Origin of the sequence: Kribbella antibiotica, from assembly GCF_004349055.1 — a bacterium.
In the GTDB taxonomy this organism is placed as follows: Bacteria; Actinomycetota; Actinomycetes; order Propionibacteriales; family Kribbellaceae; genus Kribbella; species Kribbella antibiotica.
Window position 1 is genome coordinate 1 of record NZ_SMKX01000036.1, and the last position, 19,229, is coordinate 19,229.

18 protein-coding genes are annotated in these 19,229 nt (G+C 67.9%); 9 read left to right on the top strand and 9 right to left on the bottom strand.

From position 1 onward, the window contains the following. Positions 1-153 precede the first annotated feature (153 nt). The 4 genes from E1263_RS15065 to E1263_RS15080 all read right to left on the bottom strand — a co-directional run bounded on the left by E1263_RS15065 (position 154) and on the right by E1263_RS15080 (position 3,932). Entirely contained in the window at positions 154-1,425 is a 1,272-nt protein-coding gene (locus E1263_RS15065; protein ID WP_132167925.1) for a lanthionine synthetase LanC family protein, read from the bottom strand. Further along, entirely contained in the window at positions 1,422-1,940 is a 519-nt protein-coding gene (locus tag E1263_RS15070; RefSeq protein WP_132167926.1) for a DUF6886 family protein, read from the bottom strand. The genes E1263_RS15065 and E1263_RS15070 overlap by 4 nt, the downstream gene beginning before the upstream one ends. 41 nt (positions 1,941-1,981) lie before the next feature. Continuing rightward, on the bottom strand, positions 1,982-2,860 hold the full coding sequence (locus E1263_RS15075; protein WP_238161255.1) for a M23 family metallopeptidase: 879 nt from the start codon (positions 2,858-2,860) through the stop codon (positions 1,982-1,984). Positions 2,861-3,080: 220 nt separating this feature from the next. Continuing rightward, on the bottom strand, positions 3,081-3,932 hold the full coding sequence (locus E1263_RS15080) for an esterase/lipase family protein (protein WP_132167927.1): 852 nt from the start codon (positions 3,930-3,932) through the stop codon (positions 3,081-3,083). A gap of 177 nt (positions 3,933-4,109) precedes the next feature. Here E1263_RS15080 and E1263_RS15085 point away from each other — a divergent pair, with 177 nt between their 5' ends. From E1263_RS15085 to E1263_RS15100, 4 genes are all read left to right on the top strand, one after another. Beyond that, a complete protein-coding gene (locus E1263_RS15085; RefSeq protein WP_132167928.1) occupies positions 4,110-4,529 on the top strand; it encodes a coenzyme B12-dependent isobutyryl CoA mutase small subunit in 420 nt (139 codons plus the stop codon). Positions 4,530-4,750: 221 nt separating this feature from the next. Continuing rightward, positions 4,751-6,073 (top strand): ABC transporter substrate-binding protein, encoded by a 1,323-nt coding sequence (locus E1263_RS15090; protein WP_132167929.1) that lies wholly within the window; start codon positions 4,751-4,753, stop codon positions 6,071-6,073. 97 nt (positions 6,074-6,170) lie between these two features. Further along, entirely contained in the window at positions 6,171-7,220 is a 1,050-nt protein-coding gene (locus E1263_RS15095) for a carbohydrate ABC transporter permease (RefSeq protein WP_132167930.1), read from the top strand. Continuing rightward, positions 7,220-8,065 (top strand): carbohydrate ABC transporter permease, encoded by an 846-nt coding sequence (locus E1263_RS15100; protein WP_132167931.1) that lies wholly within the window; start codon positions 7,220-7,222, stop codon positions 8,063-8,065. The genes E1263_RS15095 and E1263_RS15100 overlap by 1 nt, the downstream gene beginning before the upstream one ends. A gap of 2 nt (positions 8,066-8,067) precedes the next feature. Here the strand turns inward: E1263_RS15100 and E1263_RS42730 are convergent, their stop codons facing one another. From E1263_RS42730 to E1263_RS15115, 4 genes are read right to left on the bottom strand one after another with little or no spacing between them, the layout of a single operon-like run. Beyond that, on the bottom strand, positions 8,068-8,211 hold the full coding sequence (locus E1263_RS42730; protein ID WP_165956620.1) for a hypothetical protein: 144 nt from the start codon (positions 8,209-8,211) through the stop codon (positions 8,068-8,070). A 14-nt stretch (positions 8,212-8,225) separates the two neighbouring features. Then, positions 8,226-9,509 carry an MFS transporter gene (locus tag E1263_RS15105; RefSeq protein WP_272949668.1) on the bottom strand — a complete coding sequence of 428 codons (1,284 nt, stop codon included), beginning with the start codon at positions 9,507-9,509 and terminating at the stop codon, positions 8,226-8,228. Next, positions 9,506-10,066: a TetR/AcrR family transcriptional regulator gene (locus tag E1263_RS15110; RefSeq protein ID WP_132167932.1), complete on the bottom strand. Its 561-nt coding sequence runs from the start codon at positions 10,064-10,066 to the stop codon at positions 9,506-9,508. The genes E1263_RS15105 and E1263_RS15110 overlap by 4 nt, the downstream gene beginning before the upstream one ends. Positions 10,067-10,112: 46 nt before the next feature. After that, positions 10,113-11,747, bottom strand: coding sequence for a glycoside hydrolase family 13 protein (locus E1263_RS15115; protein ID WP_132167933.1), 1,635 nt, complete (start codon positions 11,745-11,747; stop codon positions 10,113-10,115). A gap of 180 nt (positions 11,748-11,927) precedes the next feature. On the opposite strand from E1263_RS15115, the gene sucC reads away from it, so the two are divergent. Beyond that, positions 11,928-13,103 carry an ADP-forming succinate--CoA ligase subunit beta gene (sucC, locus tag E1263_RS15120; protein ID WP_132167934.1) on the top strand — a complete coding sequence of 392 codons (1,176 nt, stop codon included), beginning with the start codon at positions 11,928-11,930 and terminating at the stop codon, positions 13,101-13,103. 12 nt (positions 13,104-13,115) lie between these two features. Beyond that, complete coding sequence (gene sucD, locus E1263_RS15125) at positions 13,116-14,006, top strand: succinate--CoA ligase subunit alpha (RefSeq protein WP_132167935.1); 891 nt, start codon at positions 13,116-13,118, stop codon at positions 14,004-14,006. 55 nt (positions 14,007-14,061) lie between these two features. Here the strand turns inward: sucD and E1263_RS15130 are convergent, their stop codons facing one another. Beyond that, the gene (locus E1263_RS15130; RefSeq protein WP_132167936.1) at positions 14,062-15,396 is read right to left on the bottom strand and encodes a hypothetical protein; all 1,335 of its coding nucleotides are present in this window, start codon (positions 15,394-15,396) and stop codon (positions 14,062-14,064) included. Positions 15,397-15,735: 339 nt separating this feature from the next. On the opposite strand from E1263_RS15130, the gene E1263_RS15135 reads away from it, so the two are divergent. From E1263_RS15135 to purH, 3 genes are read left to right on the top strand one after another with little or no spacing between them, the layout of a single operon-like run. Then, positions 15,736-16,986, top strand: coding sequence for a cell division protein PerM (locus E1263_RS15135; protein ID WP_132167937.1), 1,251 nt, complete (start codon positions 15,736-15,738; stop codon positions 16,984-16,986). A gap of 10 nt (positions 16,987-16,996) precedes the next feature. Continuing rightward, complete coding sequence (gene purN / locus E1263_RS15140) at positions 16,997-17,629, top strand: phosphoribosylglycinamide formyltransferase (protein WP_132167938.1); 633 nt, start codon at positions 16,997-16,999, stop codon at positions 17,627-17,629. Beyond that, positions 17,626-19,185: a bifunctional phosphoribosylaminoimidazolecarboxamide formyltransferase/IMP cyclohydrolase gene (gene purH, locus E1263_RS15145; protein ID WP_132167939.1), complete on the top strand. Its 1,560-nt coding sequence runs from the start codon at positions 17,626-17,628 to the stop codon at positions 19,183-19,185. The genes purN and purH overlap by 4 nt, the downstream gene beginning before the upstream one ends. Positions 19,186-19,229 lie beyond the last annotated feature (44 nt).

Here is a 19,229-nt window from a genome sequence, read left to right on the forward strand (position 1 = left end):
CCCTCATTCCACCCGAGCTACGCCCCGCCCCTTGGCGGCCCGCTCTGATCCGAACCCACTGGCAAGAAACCTGGACCGCCCTAGCCCAACAGCTCCCCGACGAAATCCTCTACCGAGGCTGGCTCACGGCAATCGGCTCCGATTCATATGGCCTCAGGTGAGCGCCCACCAGTTGTCCATGCGGGGCTTGCTCACTGAGTGCTCGAAGCGGCGGAGGGTGGTGGCGATGCCGGCGGCGCCTTGCATCCAGCCGACGCCGGGCGGGAGGAGCGGGTCTTCCTTGGTGTGTTCGATGAAACGCCAGTACGGCGAGGGGCCGGCGTGGTCGACGAGAGTGTCGGCCAAGTGGGTGGCGAACTGGAGGTCGGCGGCGCTGCCGGTGCGTTCGTGGTTGGTGAGGAACGCGTCGGCGGCACCGGCGGTTCCGCAGCAGCGGCCGTCGTTGTCCCAGAAGCCTGGGTGCAGGCGCTGGGGGATACCGGAGTGCAGGACCGCGTCTAGCAGGCGGCGACGCCAGGTTGCGGGCGAGACTCCGGCCACTGCGTCGACTCCGGCGTACTCGAGCGCGTCGAAAAGGAGCGCCGTACCGGCGGGGCCGTGGCACCAGTTGTAGGTGTACTCGTCGCCGTGCCGCTCGGCCCAGGGGATGACGCGGGGGACGCGGAAGCCGCGGTCGTCGTTGATGCCCAGCGTGACCAGGTGTTCGGCGCCTAGACGCCCGGCCTCAACGAGCTCGGGTCGGTCGAGCTCGGCGCCGGCCAGCGCCAGTACGGCGGCGATGCCGGCCAGACCGTGGGTGAGGTTAGGCATCTCGAGCGGCGGAGGTTTGCGGAGGTAGCGCCGGGGGATGAACAGCCAGTTCAGGCCCGACGAGGTCTCCTCCTGCTCGGCGAGGAGGCGTTCGATCGCGCGGTCAGCCAGCGGGCGGGCGTCGACGCCGTGCCGGATGGCCCACAGAGCGCCGAGCAGTGCGCCGGCGGTGCCGAGGGTGAGGTCGTTGCAGACCGCGCCCGGCTCGTACGTGTCCGGCTGGTCCAGGAAAGATTCCTGCCAGCCGGTCGGCGTGACGATCTCGAGCGCGCGAGCGACCGCAGCATCCACGCCAGGCTCGTCCAGTGCGATCAGGGCACCGATCGAGCTGACCAGGCCGTCGAAGAACGAGATGGAGGACTCGGTGGGGATCGAGGTCCGGACCCGGCGGGCGATACCGGCGGCGAGTTCACGCTCTGCCGCCGTCCACGGACGCGTGAGCTTGATGTCGGCGAGGGGATAGGCCAGCCCGCCGACACCGCTGTGGGTGCCCTGCAGGAATTCGGTCGGCTTCGCATCGCCCGCGGACTCCGGGATCCAGGGGCCGTCGTCGTCCCACTGCACCTGGTCGAGCACCCAGGCCCACGCTGCTTCGGAGAGTTCGCCGTACTTCATGGCCGGGCGTTCCGCATCCGGATGCCCGACCACTCGAGGGTGCTGGCGATGGTCTCGGCCCAGAAGTCGTGCAGGCGGTTCAGGACCCGGAGCTGGATTCCGGCCTCGGCGTGGAGCTCGAACAGGTCCCCCACCCGCTCCGGCGGTCCGAGCGGGCGGACTTCGGTGGTGGCGACGAAGGCTGCGTCGGACAGGCTGAAGGGCGCGGCAGGCAGCCGGTAGGCGTAGAGCTCGACGGTGCGCATCGTGTCCAGCCAGCCGTACTCGACGGCGTGCACGCGAGTGTCGGAGCCGGCGCCGAGGATGCGGGCCTGGTCTTCGGGAGTGGTCGAGGGGCCCACCCACGCCATCGCGCGGGGGCACTGCCTCGGGAACCAGTAGTCGGGCGCGCGGTCAGCACCGACCGCCCACACGTACGCAGTGCTCTCCTGCGCGGGTTTGGCCACGTGCGGCCGGAATACTTGAATGTTCGGGTCTTCGGAGAAGTGCAGAACTTCACCGGCAGCTGGGCGCATGCCGGGATCCTAGTACTGCGGTCCTGCCATCTTCAGCGCAATTACGGGTTCAGGCCACAGTGCGAGCGCAGCCACGGCATCGGGTCGATCGGGTCGCCGCCGCCGGGACGTACTTCGAAGTGCAGGTGCGGCCCGGTGACGTTACCGGTGGAGCCGACCGCGCCGACCTGGTCACCGGCGAGCACGGTCTCGCCGACCGACACGCTGAACTTGCTCATGTGGTTGTACCAAGTGACGGTGCCGTCGGCGTGCCGGACCTGGACCTGACGGCCGTAGGGGCCGGCCCAGTCGGCCGAGATCACGACGCCGCGCATCACGGCGCGGATCGGGGTGCCGGTCGGGGCGGCGAAGTCGGTTCCGGTGTGCTTGCGGGCCCAGCGGCTGCCACCCTGACCGAAGGTCGCGGTGATGTGGTAGCCGGAGATCATCATTTCGCAGCGGTTCAGCGACTCACGCTGCTTCTTCGCCTCGGCCAGCTTGGCCTTGGCCAGCGCGCTGGCGCGGTTCGTGGTCAGGGCGTTGGTCGCGTTCAGCTTCGCGGCGCGGGCCTTGGCCAGCGCGGCGGCGGCTGCCTGCTTCTTGTTCGTGTCCTGGCCGGCCAGGACGACCCGGGAGGAGTCACGGGTGGCGAGCTGACGTGCCTGGATGCGGGCAGTGGTGATGCCGGACAGGCTGCCGTTGTCGAGGCTGGCCGCGGCAAGGTTCACCGCTGTGTTGGCCTGCGTGGGGGACGACAGGGCGCTGTGGCTGAAGCCAACGGCTCCTGCCGCCGCAGCGAGAGCTGCGGTCAAACCGACGATCTGGGTACTGCTCGGGGTGTTACGCCTGGCAACACGGTGTTTGGCGCGAGGACTAGCGCCGGTCTTGCGCACAGCGTTACCGGGCGTGACGCGGTTGCCCGCGGCACGATGCTGGGACACAACGTGGCCTTCCGGTCACAGGGGAGGGGTTGGGGTGGTACTTGGCTCTGCAACCTTTCGCCTTCACCAAGCGTTTATTCCCGGTGAGGACTTGAGCACGATAACGGATCTGTCACGGGCCGACAAACCCATCCGGGCACTTTGGGGTCTCACCTTCACGAAACTTTTGCATGAGCCGCTGCACGTGCATCAGCCGTGTGAGCGCCAAAAGGCTGCCTGATCAGGCAGTTTGCGGTTGATCGTCGAGATGTGCGAGCACTCCGGTGATCTCGTGAACTGTTTCTCCGTGGAACGGCAACGACAGATGCCCGACCCCGCGGACCCGGATGTTGCGGGCGATCAGGTCAGGATGCTGCAGCCGGGCGCGCCGCTGCGGCACGATCAGCTGGTCGACGTCGCTGTAGAACGCCACGAACCGCGTCCGTACGTCGGGAGCCGGCTCCGTGAGCTCTTCCATCAGATCGCTCTCGGGCCGGAGCTGCTTCACCAGCGGCAACGGCAGCAGTCGGGCCGCCATCGTCCCTTGGTGCGGCGTCCCCAGCGTCACGCAGGTGTGCACGCGCTCGTGACCGCCGAGCCTCTGGATGTAGTACCGAGCGATGAGCCCGCCCAGGCTGTGGCCGACCACGTGGATCTGGTCCGAGCCCGACGACTCACAGATCGCCTCGATCTCCTCACCCATCCGCTCCGCCGTACGGCGCACATCCACGGTCAGCGGTGAGTACGAGAAGGTGTGGACGCTGCTGAAGCCGCGGCGGGCGAGCTGCCGGCGCATCAGCGCGAAGATGGTGTGGTTGTCGATGATCCCGTGCGCCAGCAGGATCGGCGTACCGGCTGCCCGGACGTCGTTGACCAGCAGGCTGCGCTGAGCCGGAGTCAGACCGGTCAGGGAGAGCCGCTCGACCCGGGAACCGGAGCCGCTGAGCAGCCCGAGTGGATACATGGCCAGGTGCGTGGTCATCCAGCCGAGCTCCACGGCGGCGCCTTGCAGCACGCGCGGTGTGATCGCGGAACGGGCGCCGTACCGGAGTCCGTCCAGCGCGCCTCGCACTTCGTCCTGCCAAGAAGTCATTTGCGGCTCCTCACAGCAAACCAGACCCCCCGGTGGTCCGATCTCTTTCCACGGTAACCGGTTCCCAGCCACCGTGTCGGGGAACACACGGTTCCGTGTCTTATCCGTGAGATCGCCGCCGGGTAGCCTGCAAATCTGGACGCAACGCTGCGCTCCAGTACTGAAAGGCGCCTGAGCATGCCCTCCACCTCGACCCTGCGTGTCGTCGTCGCCAAGCCCGGCCTGGACGGCCACGACCGTGGCGCGAAGGTCGTCGCCCGCGCGCTGCGGGACGCCGGTATGGAGGTCATCTACACGGGCCTGCACCAGACGCCTGAGCAGATCGTCGAGACGGCGATCGCCGAGGACGCCGACGCGATCGGGCTGTCGGTGCTCTCCGGGGCACACATGACGCTGTTCAAGCGGGTCCGTGAGCTGCTCACCGAGCGCGAGGCCGACGACATCGTGGTCTTCGGTGGCGGCATCATCCCGGACGCGGATCTGCAGCCGCTGGCCGAGCTCGGCGTGCACAAGATCTTCACCCCCGGCGCGACCACGACCGAGATCGTCGCCTGGGTTCGCGGTCATGTTGGTGACGCATCAGCCTCAACGATGTAAGTCACTGGCGCCGGGAACGCCGTTTTCGGTAGTTACTAATCGGTAATACCGAATCGTTAAGAAACACCTGGTTGTGCACTCTCCCGAATCGCGGTCGCATACAGGCATGCGGTACGTCCGGAACAGTTACTGTCCGGATTGGCGGCGTGACAGTGCGGTGGGGGCCTGTCGGTCGCCTGCGCAGGGACGATGAGATTCCCATCGGGAGAGGGCAGGTAACGATGAGGTTTGAACGATCACATACCCGCAAGGCGGTCGCTCTGGCCGTGGTGAGCAGCCTGGTGTTGTTCACGGCGGCGTGTGGCGGCGGCGATGACGGCAGCAAGGGGAACACCGGTTCGGCGGGGGGTGCGCTCGAGGGTCGTGGGCCGATCAAATTTGCCACCGGCAAGGACACCTCCGGCAACCTGACGAGCCAGGTCGCGGCGTGGAACTCGCAGCACCCGGACGAGAAGGTCGAAATCACCGAGCTACCCGAGTCGGCCGACCAGCAGCGCAACCAGCTGATCTCGAACGCCCAGATCAAGTCCACCGAGTTCAGCGTGCTGAACCTGGATGTTGTCTGGACCGCCGAGTTCGCCGCGAACCGCTGGGTCACCCAGCTCCCCGAGGACCAGTTCCCGGACCTCGGCAAGCTGCTGCCGTCCACGGTTGCGACCGGCAAGTACCGCGACAAGCTGTACGCCGTACCGGTGACGTCCGACGGTGGTCTGCTGTACTACCGCAAGGACCTGCTGGACAAGGCCGGTCTGAAGCCGCCGACGACGTGGCCCGAGATGATCGCCGCCTGCGCGAAGGTGAAGGCGCTGCCCGAGGGCAAAGCCATCAACTGCTACGCGGGCCAGTTCGAGAAGTACGAAGGCCTGACGGTGAACTTCTCCGAGGCCGTGAACAGCGCCGGTGGTGTTGTCGTCGGTGACGACGGCAAGCCGAACGTGGACACCCCGGAGGCGCTGGCCGGTCTGACCGCGCTGGCCGAGGGCTTCAAGACGGGCTTCATTCCGAAGGCCGCGATCACCTACACCGAAGAGCCGGGCCGGCGTGCCTTCCAGGACGGCAACCTGCTCTTCCACCGCAACTGGCCGTACGTTTACGCGCTGGCGAACAAGACCGACGGCTCGTCGAAGATCGCCGGCAAGTTCGGTGTCGCGCCGCTGCCCGGCCTGAACGGACCGGGTGTCTCGACGCTCGGCGGTCACAACTACGCGATCTCGGAGTTCACTCCGAACAAGGCGACCGCGGCCGACTTCATCAAGTTCATGTCGAGTGAAGAGCGCCAGAAGGCGAACGTCGAGAAGACCTCGCAGGCGCCGACCTGGGCCTCGCTGTACGACGACGCGGCACTGAACAAGCAGTTCCCGTACCTGGCTCCGCTGAAGGCCTCGATCGGCTCGGCGAAGTCGCGGCCGCAGGTGGTCAAGTACGGCGACGTGACGACGGCGATCCAGGATGCGGCGTACAACACGCTGAAGCCGAACGGCACTGACCCGAAGACCGCCCTGAAGGATCTGCAGACCAAGTTGAGTTCACTCATCACCCAGTGATCCGAGTGCGGGGCCGGTGCGTGGCGTCGACCGCCACGGCCCGGCCCCGTCCTGTCACCGCCCACGGACCGTGGGTGGAGAGAGTAGGAGGCATGAGGTGAGTGAATCCGCCTCGGCTGTTGAGCCGACACCGGGCAAGAATGTCCGGCGTACGTCGTTCAACGAGGGCACCGGCCGGCTGGCCGCGCTGCTGTTGTCACCGACCCTGATCGTTCTGCTGCTGGTGATCGGCTACCCGATCATCTCGGCCCTGCGCGAATCGCTGTACACCAGCGGCGGGATCGGCGACGACGGCTTCGTCATCGAAGGCACGCGGTTCGTCGGGCTCGACAACTTCGCCGCGATCTTCTCCGGAGAGACCGGCGACCGGTTCTGGAACGCGTTCTACAACACCACGTTCTTCACCGTCACCTGCGTTGTCCTCGAGACACTGCTCGGGGTCCTGATGGCCATGGTGATGCACAAGGCGTTCAAGGGCCGGGCGATCGTCCGGGCCAGCATCCTGATCCCGTGGGCGATCCCGACCGTCGTGTCGGCGCTGCTGTGGAAGTGGATGTTCCAGGCCGACGGCATTGCGAACGCGGTGCTCGGGACCCAGATCCTGTGGTCGACCGAGGGCTGGCAGTCGGTGCTGTCGGTCATCGTCGCCGACACCTGGAAGACGGCGCCGTTCATCGGGCTGCTGGTGCTGGCCGGCCTGCAGACCATTCCCGACGAGGTCTACGAGGCCGCGAAGGTCGATGGGGCGAGCCCCTGGAAGACCTTCACCCGGATCACGCTGCCGCTGGTGAAGCCGGCACTGCTGGTGGCAGTGCTGTTCCGCATCCTCGACACGCTCCGGATCTTCGACCTGCCGTACGTGCTGGTCGGCCCGAACAAGGAGTCGGTCGAGACCCTGTCGATCCTCGCCTTCCTCGAGGCGAACCAGACGCGGTACGGGCCGGCGGCGGCGTACGCGACCTTGCTGTTCGTCTACATCGTCGTCGTGGCCTACGTGTTCGTCCGGCTGCTCGGCGCCGACGTCATCGGTGACGCCCGGGCTTCCAAGCCCAAGAAGAACGGCAAGAGCAAGGACAATCAGCTTCCGCCGGGTACCGCAGCGGCGACAGCGAGCGGCAGCCTGGCTGCCGGTGGAGGGGGTTTGTAATGGCGCAAATAGCTGCAGAAGCTCCCTGGTACCGGCGGTGGTTGCCATTGGTCGGAGTCGGGCTGATCGTTCTGTACTGCCTGGTGCCGTTCTACTGGATGGTCGTGTCGGCGTTCCGCCGGCCGAGCGACCAGTTCGACAACTCGATCATTCCGAAACGCTGGTCGATCGAAAACTTCACCGACGTGTTCCAGCCCGGTACGGGCTTCGGCCGGGCGCTGCTGAACAGCCTGATCGTGGCCGGCACCGTGACGATCCTGACGCTGATCGTAGGCATGGTCGCGGCGTACACATTGGCCCGGCTGGACTTCAAGTTCAAGAACCTCGTGCTGGCGATCATCATCACCACCTCGATGTTCCCGGGGATCTCGCTCGTGATCCCGCTGAAGAAGCTGTTCAGTGACATCGAGTGGATCAACACCTACCAGGCGATGATCGTGCCCAGCCTGTCGTTCGCGCTGCCGCTGGCCGTGTGGAACCTGACCGCGTTCTTCCGGCAGATGCCGCGTGAGCTCGAGCAGGCCGCGATGGTCGACGGCTGTACGCCGGCCCAGGCGTTCCGCAAGGTGATCATCCCGTTGGCGGCACCCGGTGTCTTCACGACCGCGATCATCACCTTCATCGCGGCGTGGAACGAGTTCCTGATCGCGGTCAGCATGGTGAACCGCAAGGACATCTCGACCGCGAACGTCCTGATCGCCAGCTTCACCGGTACGTCGGGCCGCGACCAACCGTTCGGTAGCCAGATGGCCGCTGGCGTCGTGGTCACGATTCCGCTGGTGATCGCCGTACTGATCTTCCAGCGTCGCATCGTCGCCGGCCTGACGGCAGGTGGTGTGAAGTGAGCTCAGAGCGCGACCGCGAGGAGCGAGAACGCCGCGACCGCGAAGACCGGGATCGGCGAGACCGTGAGGATCGGGACCGGCGGGATCAAGAAGATCGCGACCGCCGCGACCGCGAGCGCTAGTTCAGGCCGGAGCCGGAACCCCAATAGGGGTTCCGGCTCTACTTCTTGAGGGACTTGGCGGAGGCGGCTAGGAGGGTGGCTAGGGCGCAGCCGACGGCTATGACGATGAAGCCGATGCGCGGGCTGGTGTGGTCGACGATCGGGCCCATCAGGAGTAGGCCGAGGGGGCCGGCGGCTAGGGCGACCGAGGTGTAGCTGCCGATGACTCGGCCGCGGAGGTGCTCGGGGGTGCGGGCCTGCATGATGACGGCGACGACCGGGTTGATCGGGCCGGCGGCGATGCCGGTCAGGACGGACACGATCAGCAAGACGGTCAGGGGCGGTAGCAGGGCGTAGACGGCCAGGCCGAGCGCGCTGACCGCGAGGGTCGTGACCAGTACGGCGCGTTCGGGCAACCGGTGGCCGACGACGCCGTACAGGATGGCGCCGATCAGGCCGCCGCCGGCGAAGGCGGCGACGACGAAACCGTAGAAGGTGGCGTGACCGGTGTCCTGGAGATGGGCGTTCAGGACGACGGACTCGAAGGGCGCGATGAAGCCGACCAGGATGGCGGCGGTGATCGCGACGGTGCGGAGGCCGGGCTCGCCGATCAGGAAGCGCAGGCCGGTGACGACCGAGCGGAAGTAGGGCTCGTGGATCGGCGCCGGTGAGAGGTGGCTGGGAATCGTGAGCGTCGTGATAGTTGCTGAGAGCAAGAACATTCCGACGGTGACCCAGAGGACGTTGAAGCCGCCCAGCACCACCAGCAGTACGCCGGCGATCCCCGGACCGGCCAGTGCACCGATCGCCTCGGCGGCTTCGCCCCAGGCGTTGACGCGGGTGATCGGCGTACTGGTTGCGCGGGCGACATCCGGACGCAGAGTTTCGCGGGCTGCGGCGCCGGGGCCGTCGAAGACTGCGCCGAGGGCGACGAGAGCGAGGATCCCCCAGAATGGCAGGCTGAACGCTTCATCGAGAATCGCGAGCAGGGCAACGGCAATCGCGCTCAGCAGGTCGGCGCCGACCGCGCAGAACCGGCGGCCGAGGCGGTCGATGAGCGCGCCGCCGAAGAGCGCGGACAAGACGATCGGAGCGATCGCGGCCGCGCCGGCAACACCAGCCGCCGTCGCGCTGCCGGTTCGCTTGAAGATCAGCCACGGCACGGCAACCGCGACAATCGCGTTGCCGGTGAAGGACAAAGCAGTCGCCGCGAGGAGTCCATGGAGCGGGCGGGCGGACCGCCACCACTGTCTAACCGTCGTGGGCTGCTCGGATTCACGCTCAGCGGCTACCTCGGGATCGCCGATTTGGGTGGTTGGTGAGTGTTGGCGGTCCGGGGTCACGGGGAAACCCCGCGGCGGAAGGTGCGCAGGGTGAGCGGGGTCGCGTCGCGCGGAGCGAGTTTGCCGGCGGCGATGCCCTCCCAGGCCGAGTAGGTCAGCGAGTAAAGGGTGGAGACGATCCACCAGGGCGCGAGGTCGCGGGCCATCAGGCCGGCCTGCTGGGTGTGGACGATGAAGCGCTCGAGCGGCGCGTCGAGTTGCTCGATGCGGTCGCGGAGCGACTGGTCGGCGTTGAGCGTCGGTTGCTGCAGGAGGAAGTCGATCCGCGGGCCGAGCGGGATGAAGGCGTCAGTCACCCGGGTCAGGATTGCCTCAAGCTCGGCAGCCGGGGTGTCCGCGGTGGCGGCATCCACGCCGGCTTCGGTCGCAGCGGCAGCGCAACGGTCGAGGGAGTCGTGGGCCAGGGCGAGCAGCAGCGCTTCCCGGGTGGGGAAGCGGTTGTGCAGCGTGGTCCGACTGACCCCGGCGGCGGCCGCAACATCGGCTAGCGAAGCCGCCGGGTTAGCCGTCAGTACCTCGGCGGCGATCTCCAGGATGGTCTCCGGTTGAACACTCATGTTCAGAATCATAGCTCATTCTGAACATGAGTGTTCAATTCTGGACTTAGAAGGTCAGCCAGGCGGTCGCGTCCGGAGGCAACTGGCCGTCCACGATGGCCGTGCTAGTGAGCAACAGTTCGTCGTACGGCGGGAGTGGGGTCGGTGCGGCGCCGAAGTTCGTGACGCAGCGGAACGAGCCGCGAGTGAATGACAGGACGTCGGCCGGGGCGTCCTCGTCCCAGGTCAGACGGCCTTCGCCCAGCTCCGCGTGGTCGCGGCGGATCCGCAGTGCGGCCGTGTAGAGGCTGTGGTGGCTGTTCGGGTCGCCCACCTGAGCCTCCGCGGTCAGCGGCGCCCAGTCCGCCGGCTGCGGCAGCCATGGCTGGCCCTCGCCTGGCCCGAACCCGTACGGCGGCTCTGCGCCCGACCACGGGATCGGGACCCGGCAGCCGTCGCGGCCGCGGTTCGTGTGACCGGACCGCTCCCAGACCGGGTCGTCGAGGACCTCCTCCGGCAAGTCCTCGACCTCGGGCAGCCCGAGCTCGTCACCTTGGTAGATGTACGCGCCGCCAGGCAGTGCCAACTCCAGCAGCGCCGCAGCGCGCGCCCGGCGCAGGCCGAGCTCCAGATCAGTCGCCACGACGCCCGCGCCCTCCAGCGCGTCTTGCAGCGAACGCCCGTACCGAGTGCGGTGCCGGATGGTGTCGTGGTTGCTCAGCACCCAAGTCGCGGGCGCGCCGACAGCCCACAGGCTTCCCGTCGAGCGGTCGATGACCTCGCGCTGGTCCTTCGCGTCCCAGGAGGCTCGCAAGGCATCGAAGTTGAACGCCGAATGCAGCTCGTTGGGCCGGACATACTGCGCGAGCCGCTCCGGCGGCGACAGCCAGGCCTCGGCGACAAACACGCGCGGGCCCTCCGGCGTACCGGCGTATTCATCGGCGATTGCGCGCCAGCGCTGGTGGATCGTGTGCACGCCAGGCTGGTCGTAGAACGGGTTCCCGACGTACTTGTCCTGCGTCGGCCGACCGTCCTTCACCGGTACGTCGGGCAGTGTCGCGTCCTTGGCCATCGAATCGGCCACGTCGATCCGGAAACCGTCGATGCCGCGGTCGAACCAGAACCGCAGGATCGAGTCGAACTCCTCGATCACCTTTGGGTGGTCCCAGTTCCAGTCGGGCTGGGAGATGTCGAACATATGCAAGTACCACTGGCCGTCGTCGATCTGCTGCCAGGCGCCGCCGCCGAAGGTGGCCGGCCAGTTGGTCGGCGGGCGGCCGTCGACGCCGTCGCGGAACCAGAACAGGTCACGCTCGGGGGAGCCCTTGCCGGCCGCGAGGGCCGCCTTGAACCACGGGTGCTCCCAGGAGCAGTGGTTCGGGACCAGGTCGATCAGGATTCGCAGACCGAGCGCGTGCGCCTCCGCAATCAGCGCATCGGCGTCGGCGAGAGTCCCGAAGTCCGGGTTGATGCCGCGGTAGTCGGAGACGTCGTACCCGCCGTCGAGCAGGGGTGACGGATACCACGGGCTGATCCAGAGCGCGTCCACGCCGAGGTCGGCAAGATAGGGCAGCCGGGCGCGGATCCCGTTCAGATCGCCGGTGCCGTCACCGTCCGCATCGGCGAACGACCGAGGGTAAACCTGGTAGACGACGGCGCTACGCCACCAGTCGTCAGCTGGTCTGGTGCCTGGATCAGTCATGGGACCCAGCCTGCCACGGGGGACCGACAAGCCTGTGACGGTCGTCTCAGCGTGTACCCCGGCTGTCGCACCGGGTCAGAAGGTGGCTAGTCTCAGCCCGACGGAACGCGCCGGCGACCGTGCCCTCTGCACCGCAGCCTGCCGCGGCCTACTCGAACAGGCGAGAGAGGGACCACAGTCGTGGACTTGATGGAATACCAGGCGAAGACTGTCTTCGCCAAGCACGGTGTAGGGACGACGGTGGGTGAAGTCGTCACCACGCCCGAGGAAGCACGCGCGGCGGCCGAGAAGCTCGGTGGCGGCACGGTGGTCGTGAAGGCCCAGGTGCTGACCGGTGGCCGCGGTAAGGCCGGCGGCGTCAAGCTGGCCGCCAACCCGGACGAGGCCGAAGAGCGCGCCCGGGAGATCCTTGGTCTCGACATCAAGGGTCACATCGTCAAGATCCTGAACATCGTGCCGGCTGCGGCGATCGCGGAGGAGTACTACTTCTCCTTCCTGATCGACCGGGCCAACCGCAACTACCTCTGCATCGCCTCCGCCGCCGGCGGCATGGAGATCGAAGAGGTCGCGCACACGAACCCCGACGCGGTCGCCAAGATCTCGATCGACCCGGCCACCGGTGTCGACCTGGCCAAGGCCACCCAGATCGCGACCGAGGCCGGCTACCCGGCCGACATCATCGACGCCGTCGCGCCGGAGATCGTCAAGCTGTACGAGGTCTTCCTGGCCGAGGACGCGACGCTGGTCGAGGTCAACCCGCTGGTCAAGCTCAAGGACGGCCGCGTCGAGGCTCTCGACGGCAAGGTCTCCCTGGACGAGAACGCGGAATTCCGACACCCTGAATACGCAGCGTTCGCTGACGTCTCTGCGGCCGACCCGCTGGAGGCTGCGGCCAAGGCCAAGGGCCTCAACTACGTGAAGCTCGACGGTTCCGTCGGCATCATCGGTAACGGCGCCGGTCTGGTCATGTCGACCCTCGACGTCGTCGCTTACGCCGGTGAGGAGTTCGGCGGCGTCAAGCCCGCGAACTTCCTCGACATCGGTGGCGGCGCGTCCGCCGAGGTGATGGCGAACGGCCTGGAGATCATCATCTCCGACGCCCAGGTGAAGAGCGTGTTCGTCAACGTCTTCGGTGGCATCACCGCCTGTGACGCGGTCGCGAACGGCATCGTGCAGGCCTTCGAGCTGCTCGCCGCCCGCGGCGAGGCCGTCAGCAAGCCGCTGGTCGTCCGGCTGGACGGCAACAACGCCGAGGAGGGTCGCCGCATCCTCGATGAGGCCGGCCTCGCCGGTCTGGAGCGGGTCGACACGATGGACGGCGCCGCCAAGCGTGCCGCCGAGCTGGCTGCGAAGTAAGGGATCGCTGAAATGTCTATCTTCCTGACCAAGGACAGCAAGGTCATCGTCCAGGGCATGACCGGCTCGGAAGGCACCAAGCACACCACGCGGATGCTGGCGTCGGGCACGAACATCGTCGGTGGCGTCAACCCGCGCAAGGCGGGCACGACCGTCGACTTCGACGGTACGGCGGTCGCCGTGTTCGGCACTGTCGCGGATGCCGTCAAGGAGACCGGGGCGAACGTCTCGGTCATCTTCGTGCCGCCGAAGTTCACCAAGGACGCCGTACTGGAGGCCGTCGCGGCCGAGGTACCGCTCGTCGTGGTGATCACCGAGGGCGTCCCGGTGCACGACACCGCCGCCTTCTTCGCCGCCGCGCAGGCCTCCGGCACCACCCGGATCATCGGCCCGAACTGCCCCGGCATCATCACGCCGGGCGAGTCCAACGCCGGCATCATCCCGGCGAGCATCGCCGGCGCCGGCCGGATCGGTCTGGTGTCGAAGTCGGGCACGCTGACCTACCAGATGATGTACGAGCTGAGCGACTTCGGCTTCTCGACCGCCATCGGTATCGGCGGTGACCCCATCGTCGGTACGACGCACATCGACGCCCTGCAGGCGTTCCAGGACGACCCGGACACCGACGCCATCGTGATGATCGGCGAGATCGGTGGTGACGCCGAAGAGCGCGCCGCCGCCTTCATCAAGGACAACGTCACCAAGCCGGTCGTCGGCTACGTGGCCGGCTTCACCGCCCCCGAGGGCAAGACCATGGGCCACGCCGGCGCCATCGTCTCCGGCTCCTCCGGCACCGCGGCCGCCAAGCAGGAGGCCCTCGAGGCCGTCGGCGTCAAGGTCGGCAAGACCCCGACCGAAACCGCCAACCTGATGCGCGCCATCATGCAGGACCTGAACAAGTAGTACCTAGCCGAAAGCCCCGGAACCCCATGGGTTCCGGGGCTTTTACGTGCCCGCGTTACTTGTAGGACTCGGAGCGTTCGGCGGCTCGGCGGAGGGTGTCGAGGAAGGCCGAGTCGGTGATGTCGAGGTCGGGGAGGACGGGGAACAGCAGGAAGACGGCGTGGTTGCCGGCGGCGGCTACGCCCATCCGGAACTTGGCTTTGTTGCCCTTGCCGGTTTCCAGGGAGACTTCCCAGGCTTCGCCGGTGACGCCGCCGCTGGCGAGGTTGCCGGAGGAGCTGACCTTGGCGGTGACTACGCGTTTCTGGCAGCCGTCGACGTTCTTGCGGACGCTGCTGACGTAGGCGGCGGCCGCGTTGGCGGAGGCGAAGCGGGCGACCGTGTCATCGAGGCCGAACTCGGTGGGCACCTTGGCGCCGGGGGCCAGATAGGTCTGGGTGGCGTACTTGGTGGCCTTCGCCTTTTTCGGGTCGGTCTGGATGCACTGGGTGGTGTTGCCGCTCTTGCTGGGGGTGCTGACCCAGGGCTTGTCGATGGCCGCGATGATCGGCAGCTCGGCCGGGGCCATGAAGCCGGCCGGCTCGGAGGTCGGGAGCAGGACAGCCTTGGCGGTGGGGGTGCCCGTGCCGCAGCCGCCGGTCTGGGGGCAGATCTTCTGCAGGGCCGCGGCAGTGGTGTTCAGTACGGCGTCCGGTTTCGGCGGGGCCGTGCCGTTGACGTCGTGCTCGACCACCAGGGTGGCCAGGCCGGCCAGAGTGACCGAGACGGTCCGGTACCGTGTCTTGGGGCCGGTTGCCTGGCCGTAGACCGCGATCCAGCCTTTGTCGCCCATCCCGCTCAGTTGGTAGCTGTTGTTCAGCCGGGTCCGCTTCGCGGAGGCGCACTGGCTGAACCAGCCGACGACCATGTCGTACGCCTTCTCCGCGGCGGCCGGGTCGCTCGACACCTCGATCCACTGGACTGCGGAGTCCTTGGTGGTCGGGTTGGCGAACTTGCGCACCCAGGTGCGCTGTCCGGACGGGTCGGCGAACCGCTGCGCCTGGCAGACGTAGTCGTTCTCGCCGGCACCGCTGCCGTCAGTGGTCGAACCGACCGACCAGGTGCCGCTGCCGCCGAACGTCTTGGCGCCGGCTGCGTCGAGCAGGCCCTTGTCGTCGGCGAGCACCTTGGAGTCGCCCGGCTTGTCGTCTGCGCCCTTGCCGGTCTTCTGATCATTGGGGGAGTCGTCGCCGCCAAAGGCGTTCAGCGCGGCGATACCGCCGCCGCCGACCAGCACCACCACTGCCACACCGGCAGCGATCGTCTGGTTCCGCTTGCGCGCCTTCTCCCGGCGTGCTTCCCGGGCAGCGGCGCGACCGCCGCCACGTTGTGCGCGGTGGGAACCGGCCAAAGCTCGACCTCCTGAGTGATTCCACCCGACAGTACTGGGTGGACCCGTTTCGCCCACACTCAGCTACCCCAGAGACCAGGCTGGGGACTTAGTGCCCTGCGTCGGATGTTCTTTGGCGCTTCCGGCGCCCAGGCACGCACCTCACGGCACCGGAGGAACAGCCACGATGGAAAAGCATCGAGGCCGCTCCTCCGTCACCGCGATGCACGCACCTGGACACCGCAATCACTCAAATAACATCCAACACAGGGCACTCGCGTGAGCAAGCGCGCTGAAGTCTCCCATATCCGGCGTGTCTGGCGAAGCGGTGTCCAGCAGCAGAGCGACCATGGGAGTCAGATGACCGACATGCTCAGCCGTCCGGGCGCTCCCGGCGGCGATTCTGCCCCTCCGCCGGACCCGGTGGACGCCGTACCGACCAAGCCGGTGCTGGTGTCCGCAGTGCTCTCGGCGGGCGCATGCCTGCTCACCGGTCTCCTCACCTGTACGGCGGTCGCCGTGATCGGCTGGTTGGCCGCGACCTTCGGTGGTGCGTCCGGAGCGATTCGGGCCGGTGCCTCCGCCTGGCTGGTCGCGCACAAGGCGGGTGTGACGCTCGGGGCGGGCAGCATCACGATCGCACCGCTCGGTCTGACCCTGTTCTTCGCGTGGTGCCTCTACCGCGGCGGCAAGTCGGCGGCTCGCAGCAGTGCGGCCGACAAGACCAAGGATCTGATCCTGCTGTCGACCGTGTACGCAGGTGTCTACGGCTTGGGCGGTCTGATCGTCGCCCTGCTGACCGCCGACGGCGCGCTGCACGTTTCGCCGCTCTCCGCGTTCCTGGGGACCGCATCGCTCGCTCTGGTCGCCGGGACGATCGGAGTGGTTGTCGAGTCCGGCGCAGCTCACGACATGGCGGATGCGACCCCACCTGGGCTGCGCGACGCCGTACCGGCTGCCGCTGCCGCCGTACTGACCGTCATGTCCATCGCCTCGGTCCTGTACGGCGTGCTGCTCGCGATCCACTTCTCCCGCGCCACTGCGATGCTCGATCTGCTGGACGCCGGAGTGATCGGGTCAGTCGTGCTCTTCGCGCTCTGCCTGATGCTCGTACCGAACATGATCCTGTACGTCGTCTCCTTCATCGCCGGACCGGGCTTCCAGCTCGGCGCGGGTACGACCATCGCCCCGACCGGCGTGGACGTCGGCAACCTGCCTGCGCTGCCGCTACTGGCCGCCGTACCGGCTGATGGCTCCACTCCGACCTACCTGCTCGCGCTGACGGCGCTCGTGCCGCTGGGCGCTGGCGCGGTGGCCGGACTGATCGTCGTACGGCGTGGGCGCGCGGAGCAGCACGCGGATGCGATCGGCTGGGATGCGTTCGCGTTGCGCGGTGGAATCGCCGCACTACTCGCCGGAGTGATCCTCTTCGTCCTGATGGCGCTGTCCGGTGGTGCTGCGGGGCCAGGGCGGATGGCTGAGGTCGGGATCCCGGGCGCGCTGCCTGCGGCCGGCGTACTGACCGCAGGGATGGCGATCGGGGCTGCCATCACCGCAGCTGTGGTGGCTGCCCGCCGACCGGCCGAACCGGAGCCCGAACCCGAGCGATAGGCTTCCCGGCGTGACAGACCCGGTTGCCCCCACCCCTCAGCTCGCGCGGCTCGTCGTGCTCGTCTCCGGCTCCGGGTCGAACCTGCAGGCTCTCCTGGACGCTGCCGCCGACCCGGCGTACGGCGCCCAGGTGGTTGCCGTCGGCGCCGACCGTGACGGCACAGTGGGCCTGGAGCGGGCCGAGGCCGCTGGTGTGCCGACGTTCGTGCACAAGGTCAAGGACCACGCCGAGCGGGCTGACTGGGACAAGGCGCTGACCGCATCCGTGGCGCAGTACCAGCCCGACCTGGTGATCTCGGCCGGGTTCCTGAAGCTGGTCGGTGACGACTTCCTGGCCGCGTTCGGCGACCGCTACATCAACACCCACAACGCGCTGCTGCCCGCCTTCCCCGGGATCCACGGGCCGCGGGACGCGCTCGCGTACGGCGTCAAGGTCGCCGGCGCCACCCTGTTCTTCGTCGACGGCGGCGTCGACACCGGCCCGATCATCGGGCAGGTCGTCGTAGCGGTCGAGGACGACGACACCGAGGAAACCCTCACCGAGCGGATCAAGGAGGTCGAACGCCGCCAACTGGTCGAGTGGGTCGGCCGCCTGGTCCGTCAGGGCTGGACCATTACCGGACGAAAGGTTCGACTGAAGTGAGCACCGACCGCAGGCCGATTCGCCGGGCGCTGATCAGCGTCTACGACAAGACCGGTCTGGAGGAGCTCGCCAAGGCCCTGTCCGAGGCCGGCGTCCAGCTGGTGTCGACCGGTTCCACGGCCGCCAAGATCGCGGCAGCCGGCGTACCGGTGACCAAGGTCGAGGAGCTGACCGGCTTCCCCGAGTGCCTCGACGGTCGCGTGAAGACGCTGCACCCGATGGTGCACGCCGGCATCCTCGCCGACCTGCGCAAGCCGGAGCACGTCGAGCAGCTGAAGGAGATGCGGGTCGAGCCGTTCGACCTGGTCGTCAGCAACCTGTACCCGTTCTCCGAGACGGTCGCCTCCGGTGCGTCGCCCGACGAGTGCGTCGAGCAGATCGACATCGGCGGCCCGTCGATGGTCCGCGCCGCCGCGAAGAACCACCCGAGCGTCGCGATCGTCACGTCGCCCGCGCAGTACGACCTGGTCTACAGCGTGCTGGACGAGGGCGGCTTCTCGCTCGACGAGCGCAAGAAGCTCGCCGCCGCGGCCTTCATCCACACCGCCGAGTACGACGTCGCGGTCGCGTCCTGGATGGGCAACGCGCTGACCGACTCGAGCGAGGGCTCCGGCTTCCCGTCCTGGGTCGGCGCCGCCTGGGACAAGAAGGCGGTCCTCCGGTACGGCGAGAACCCGCACCAGCCGGCCGCCCTGTACGTCAACGGCCGTGGCGGCCTCGCTGCCGCCGAGCAGTTGCACGGCAAGGAGATGTCGTACAACAACTACGTCGACTCCGACGCAGCCCGCCGTACGGCGTATGACTTCGCGGAGCCCGCGGTCGCGATCATCAAGCACGCCAACCCGTGCGGTATCGCCGTCGGCTCCGACATCGCCGAAGCCCACCGCCGCGCCCACGAGTGCGACCCGGTCTCGGCGTACGGCGGCGTCATTGCCACCAACCGTCCAGTGACCGTCGAGCTCGCTAAGCAGGTCGCTGAAATCTTCACCGAGGTCCTCGTGGCCCCGGCCTTCGAAGACGGCGCCGTCGAGGTCCTCCAGGCCAAGAAGAACATCCGCCTCCTGGTAGCCCCCGCCGTCTCCGGCTTCGAGCAGATCGAGATGCGCCCGATCAGCGGCGGCCTGCTCCTGCAGCACACCGACCGCTTCCAGGCTCCCGGTGACGACCCGTCCGCCTGGACCCTGGCTGCCGGCGAGGCCGCCTCTCCCGAGCTGCTGGCCGACCTGGCCTTCGCCTGGAAGGCCTGCCGCGCAGTCAAGTCCAACGCCATCCTCCTGGCCGCCGACGGCGCCTCGGTCGGCGTCGGCATGGGCCAGGTCAACCGCGTCGACTCCTGCCGCCTCGCCGTCTCCCGCGCAGGTGAGCGTGCAGTCGGCTCGGTAGCCGCCTCCGACGCCTTCTTCCCCTTCCCCGACGGCCTCGAGGTCCTCATCGAGGGTGGCGTCAAGGCCGTAGTACAGCCCGGCGGCTCCATCCGCGACGACGCCGCCATCGAAGCCGCCAACAAGGCCGGCCTCACCATGTACTTCACCGGCACCCGCCACTTCTTCCACTAGTACGCCGCCCGCTGCGCGGGGTGTGTGGGCTACCGCCCACGTCC

Excerpts from the sequence above, each read along its gene's own strand:
- E1263_RS15065 (WP_132167925.1), bottom strand. The coding sequence starts at position 1,425 with ATGAAGTACGGCGAACTCTCCGAAGCAGCGTGGGCCTGGGTGCTCGAC.
- E1263_RS15070 (WP_132167926.1), bottom strand. The coding sequence starts at position 1,940 with ATGCGCCCAGCTGCCGGTGAAGTTCTGCACTTCTCCGAAGACCCGAAC.
- E1263_RS15080 (WP_132167927.1), bottom strand. The coding sequence starts at position 3,932 with ATGACTTCTTGGCAGGACGAAGTGCGAGGCGCGCTGGACGGACTCCGG.
- E1263_RS15085 (WP_132167928.1), top strand. The coding sequence starts at position 4,110 with ATGCCCTCCACCTCGACCCTGCGTGTCGTCGTCGCCAAGCCCGGCCTG.
- E1263_RS15090 (WP_132167929.1), top strand. The coding sequence starts at position 4,751 with ATGAGGTTTGAACGATCACATACCCGCAAGGCGGTCGCTCTGGCCGTG.
- E1263_RS15100 (WP_132167931.1), top strand. The coding sequence starts at position 7,220 with ATGGCGCAAATAGCTGCAGAAGCTCCCTGGTACCGGCGGTGGTTGCCA.
- E1263_RS15110 (WP_132167932.1), bottom strand. The coding sequence starts at position 10,066 with ATGAGTGTTCAACCGGAGACCATCCTGGAGATCGCCGCCGAGGTACTG.
- E1263_RS15115 (WP_132167933.1), bottom strand. The coding sequence starts at position 11,747 with ATGACTGATCCAGGCACCAGACCAGCTGACGACTGGTGGCGTAGCGCC.
- sucD (WP_132167935.1), top strand. The coding sequence starts at position 13,116 with ATGTCTATCTTCCTGACCAAGGACAGCAAGGTCATCGTCCAGGGCATG.
- E1263_RS15135 (WP_132167937.1), top strand. The coding sequence starts at position 15,736 with ATGACCGACATGCTCAGCCGTCCGGGCGCTCCCGGCGGCGATTCTGCC.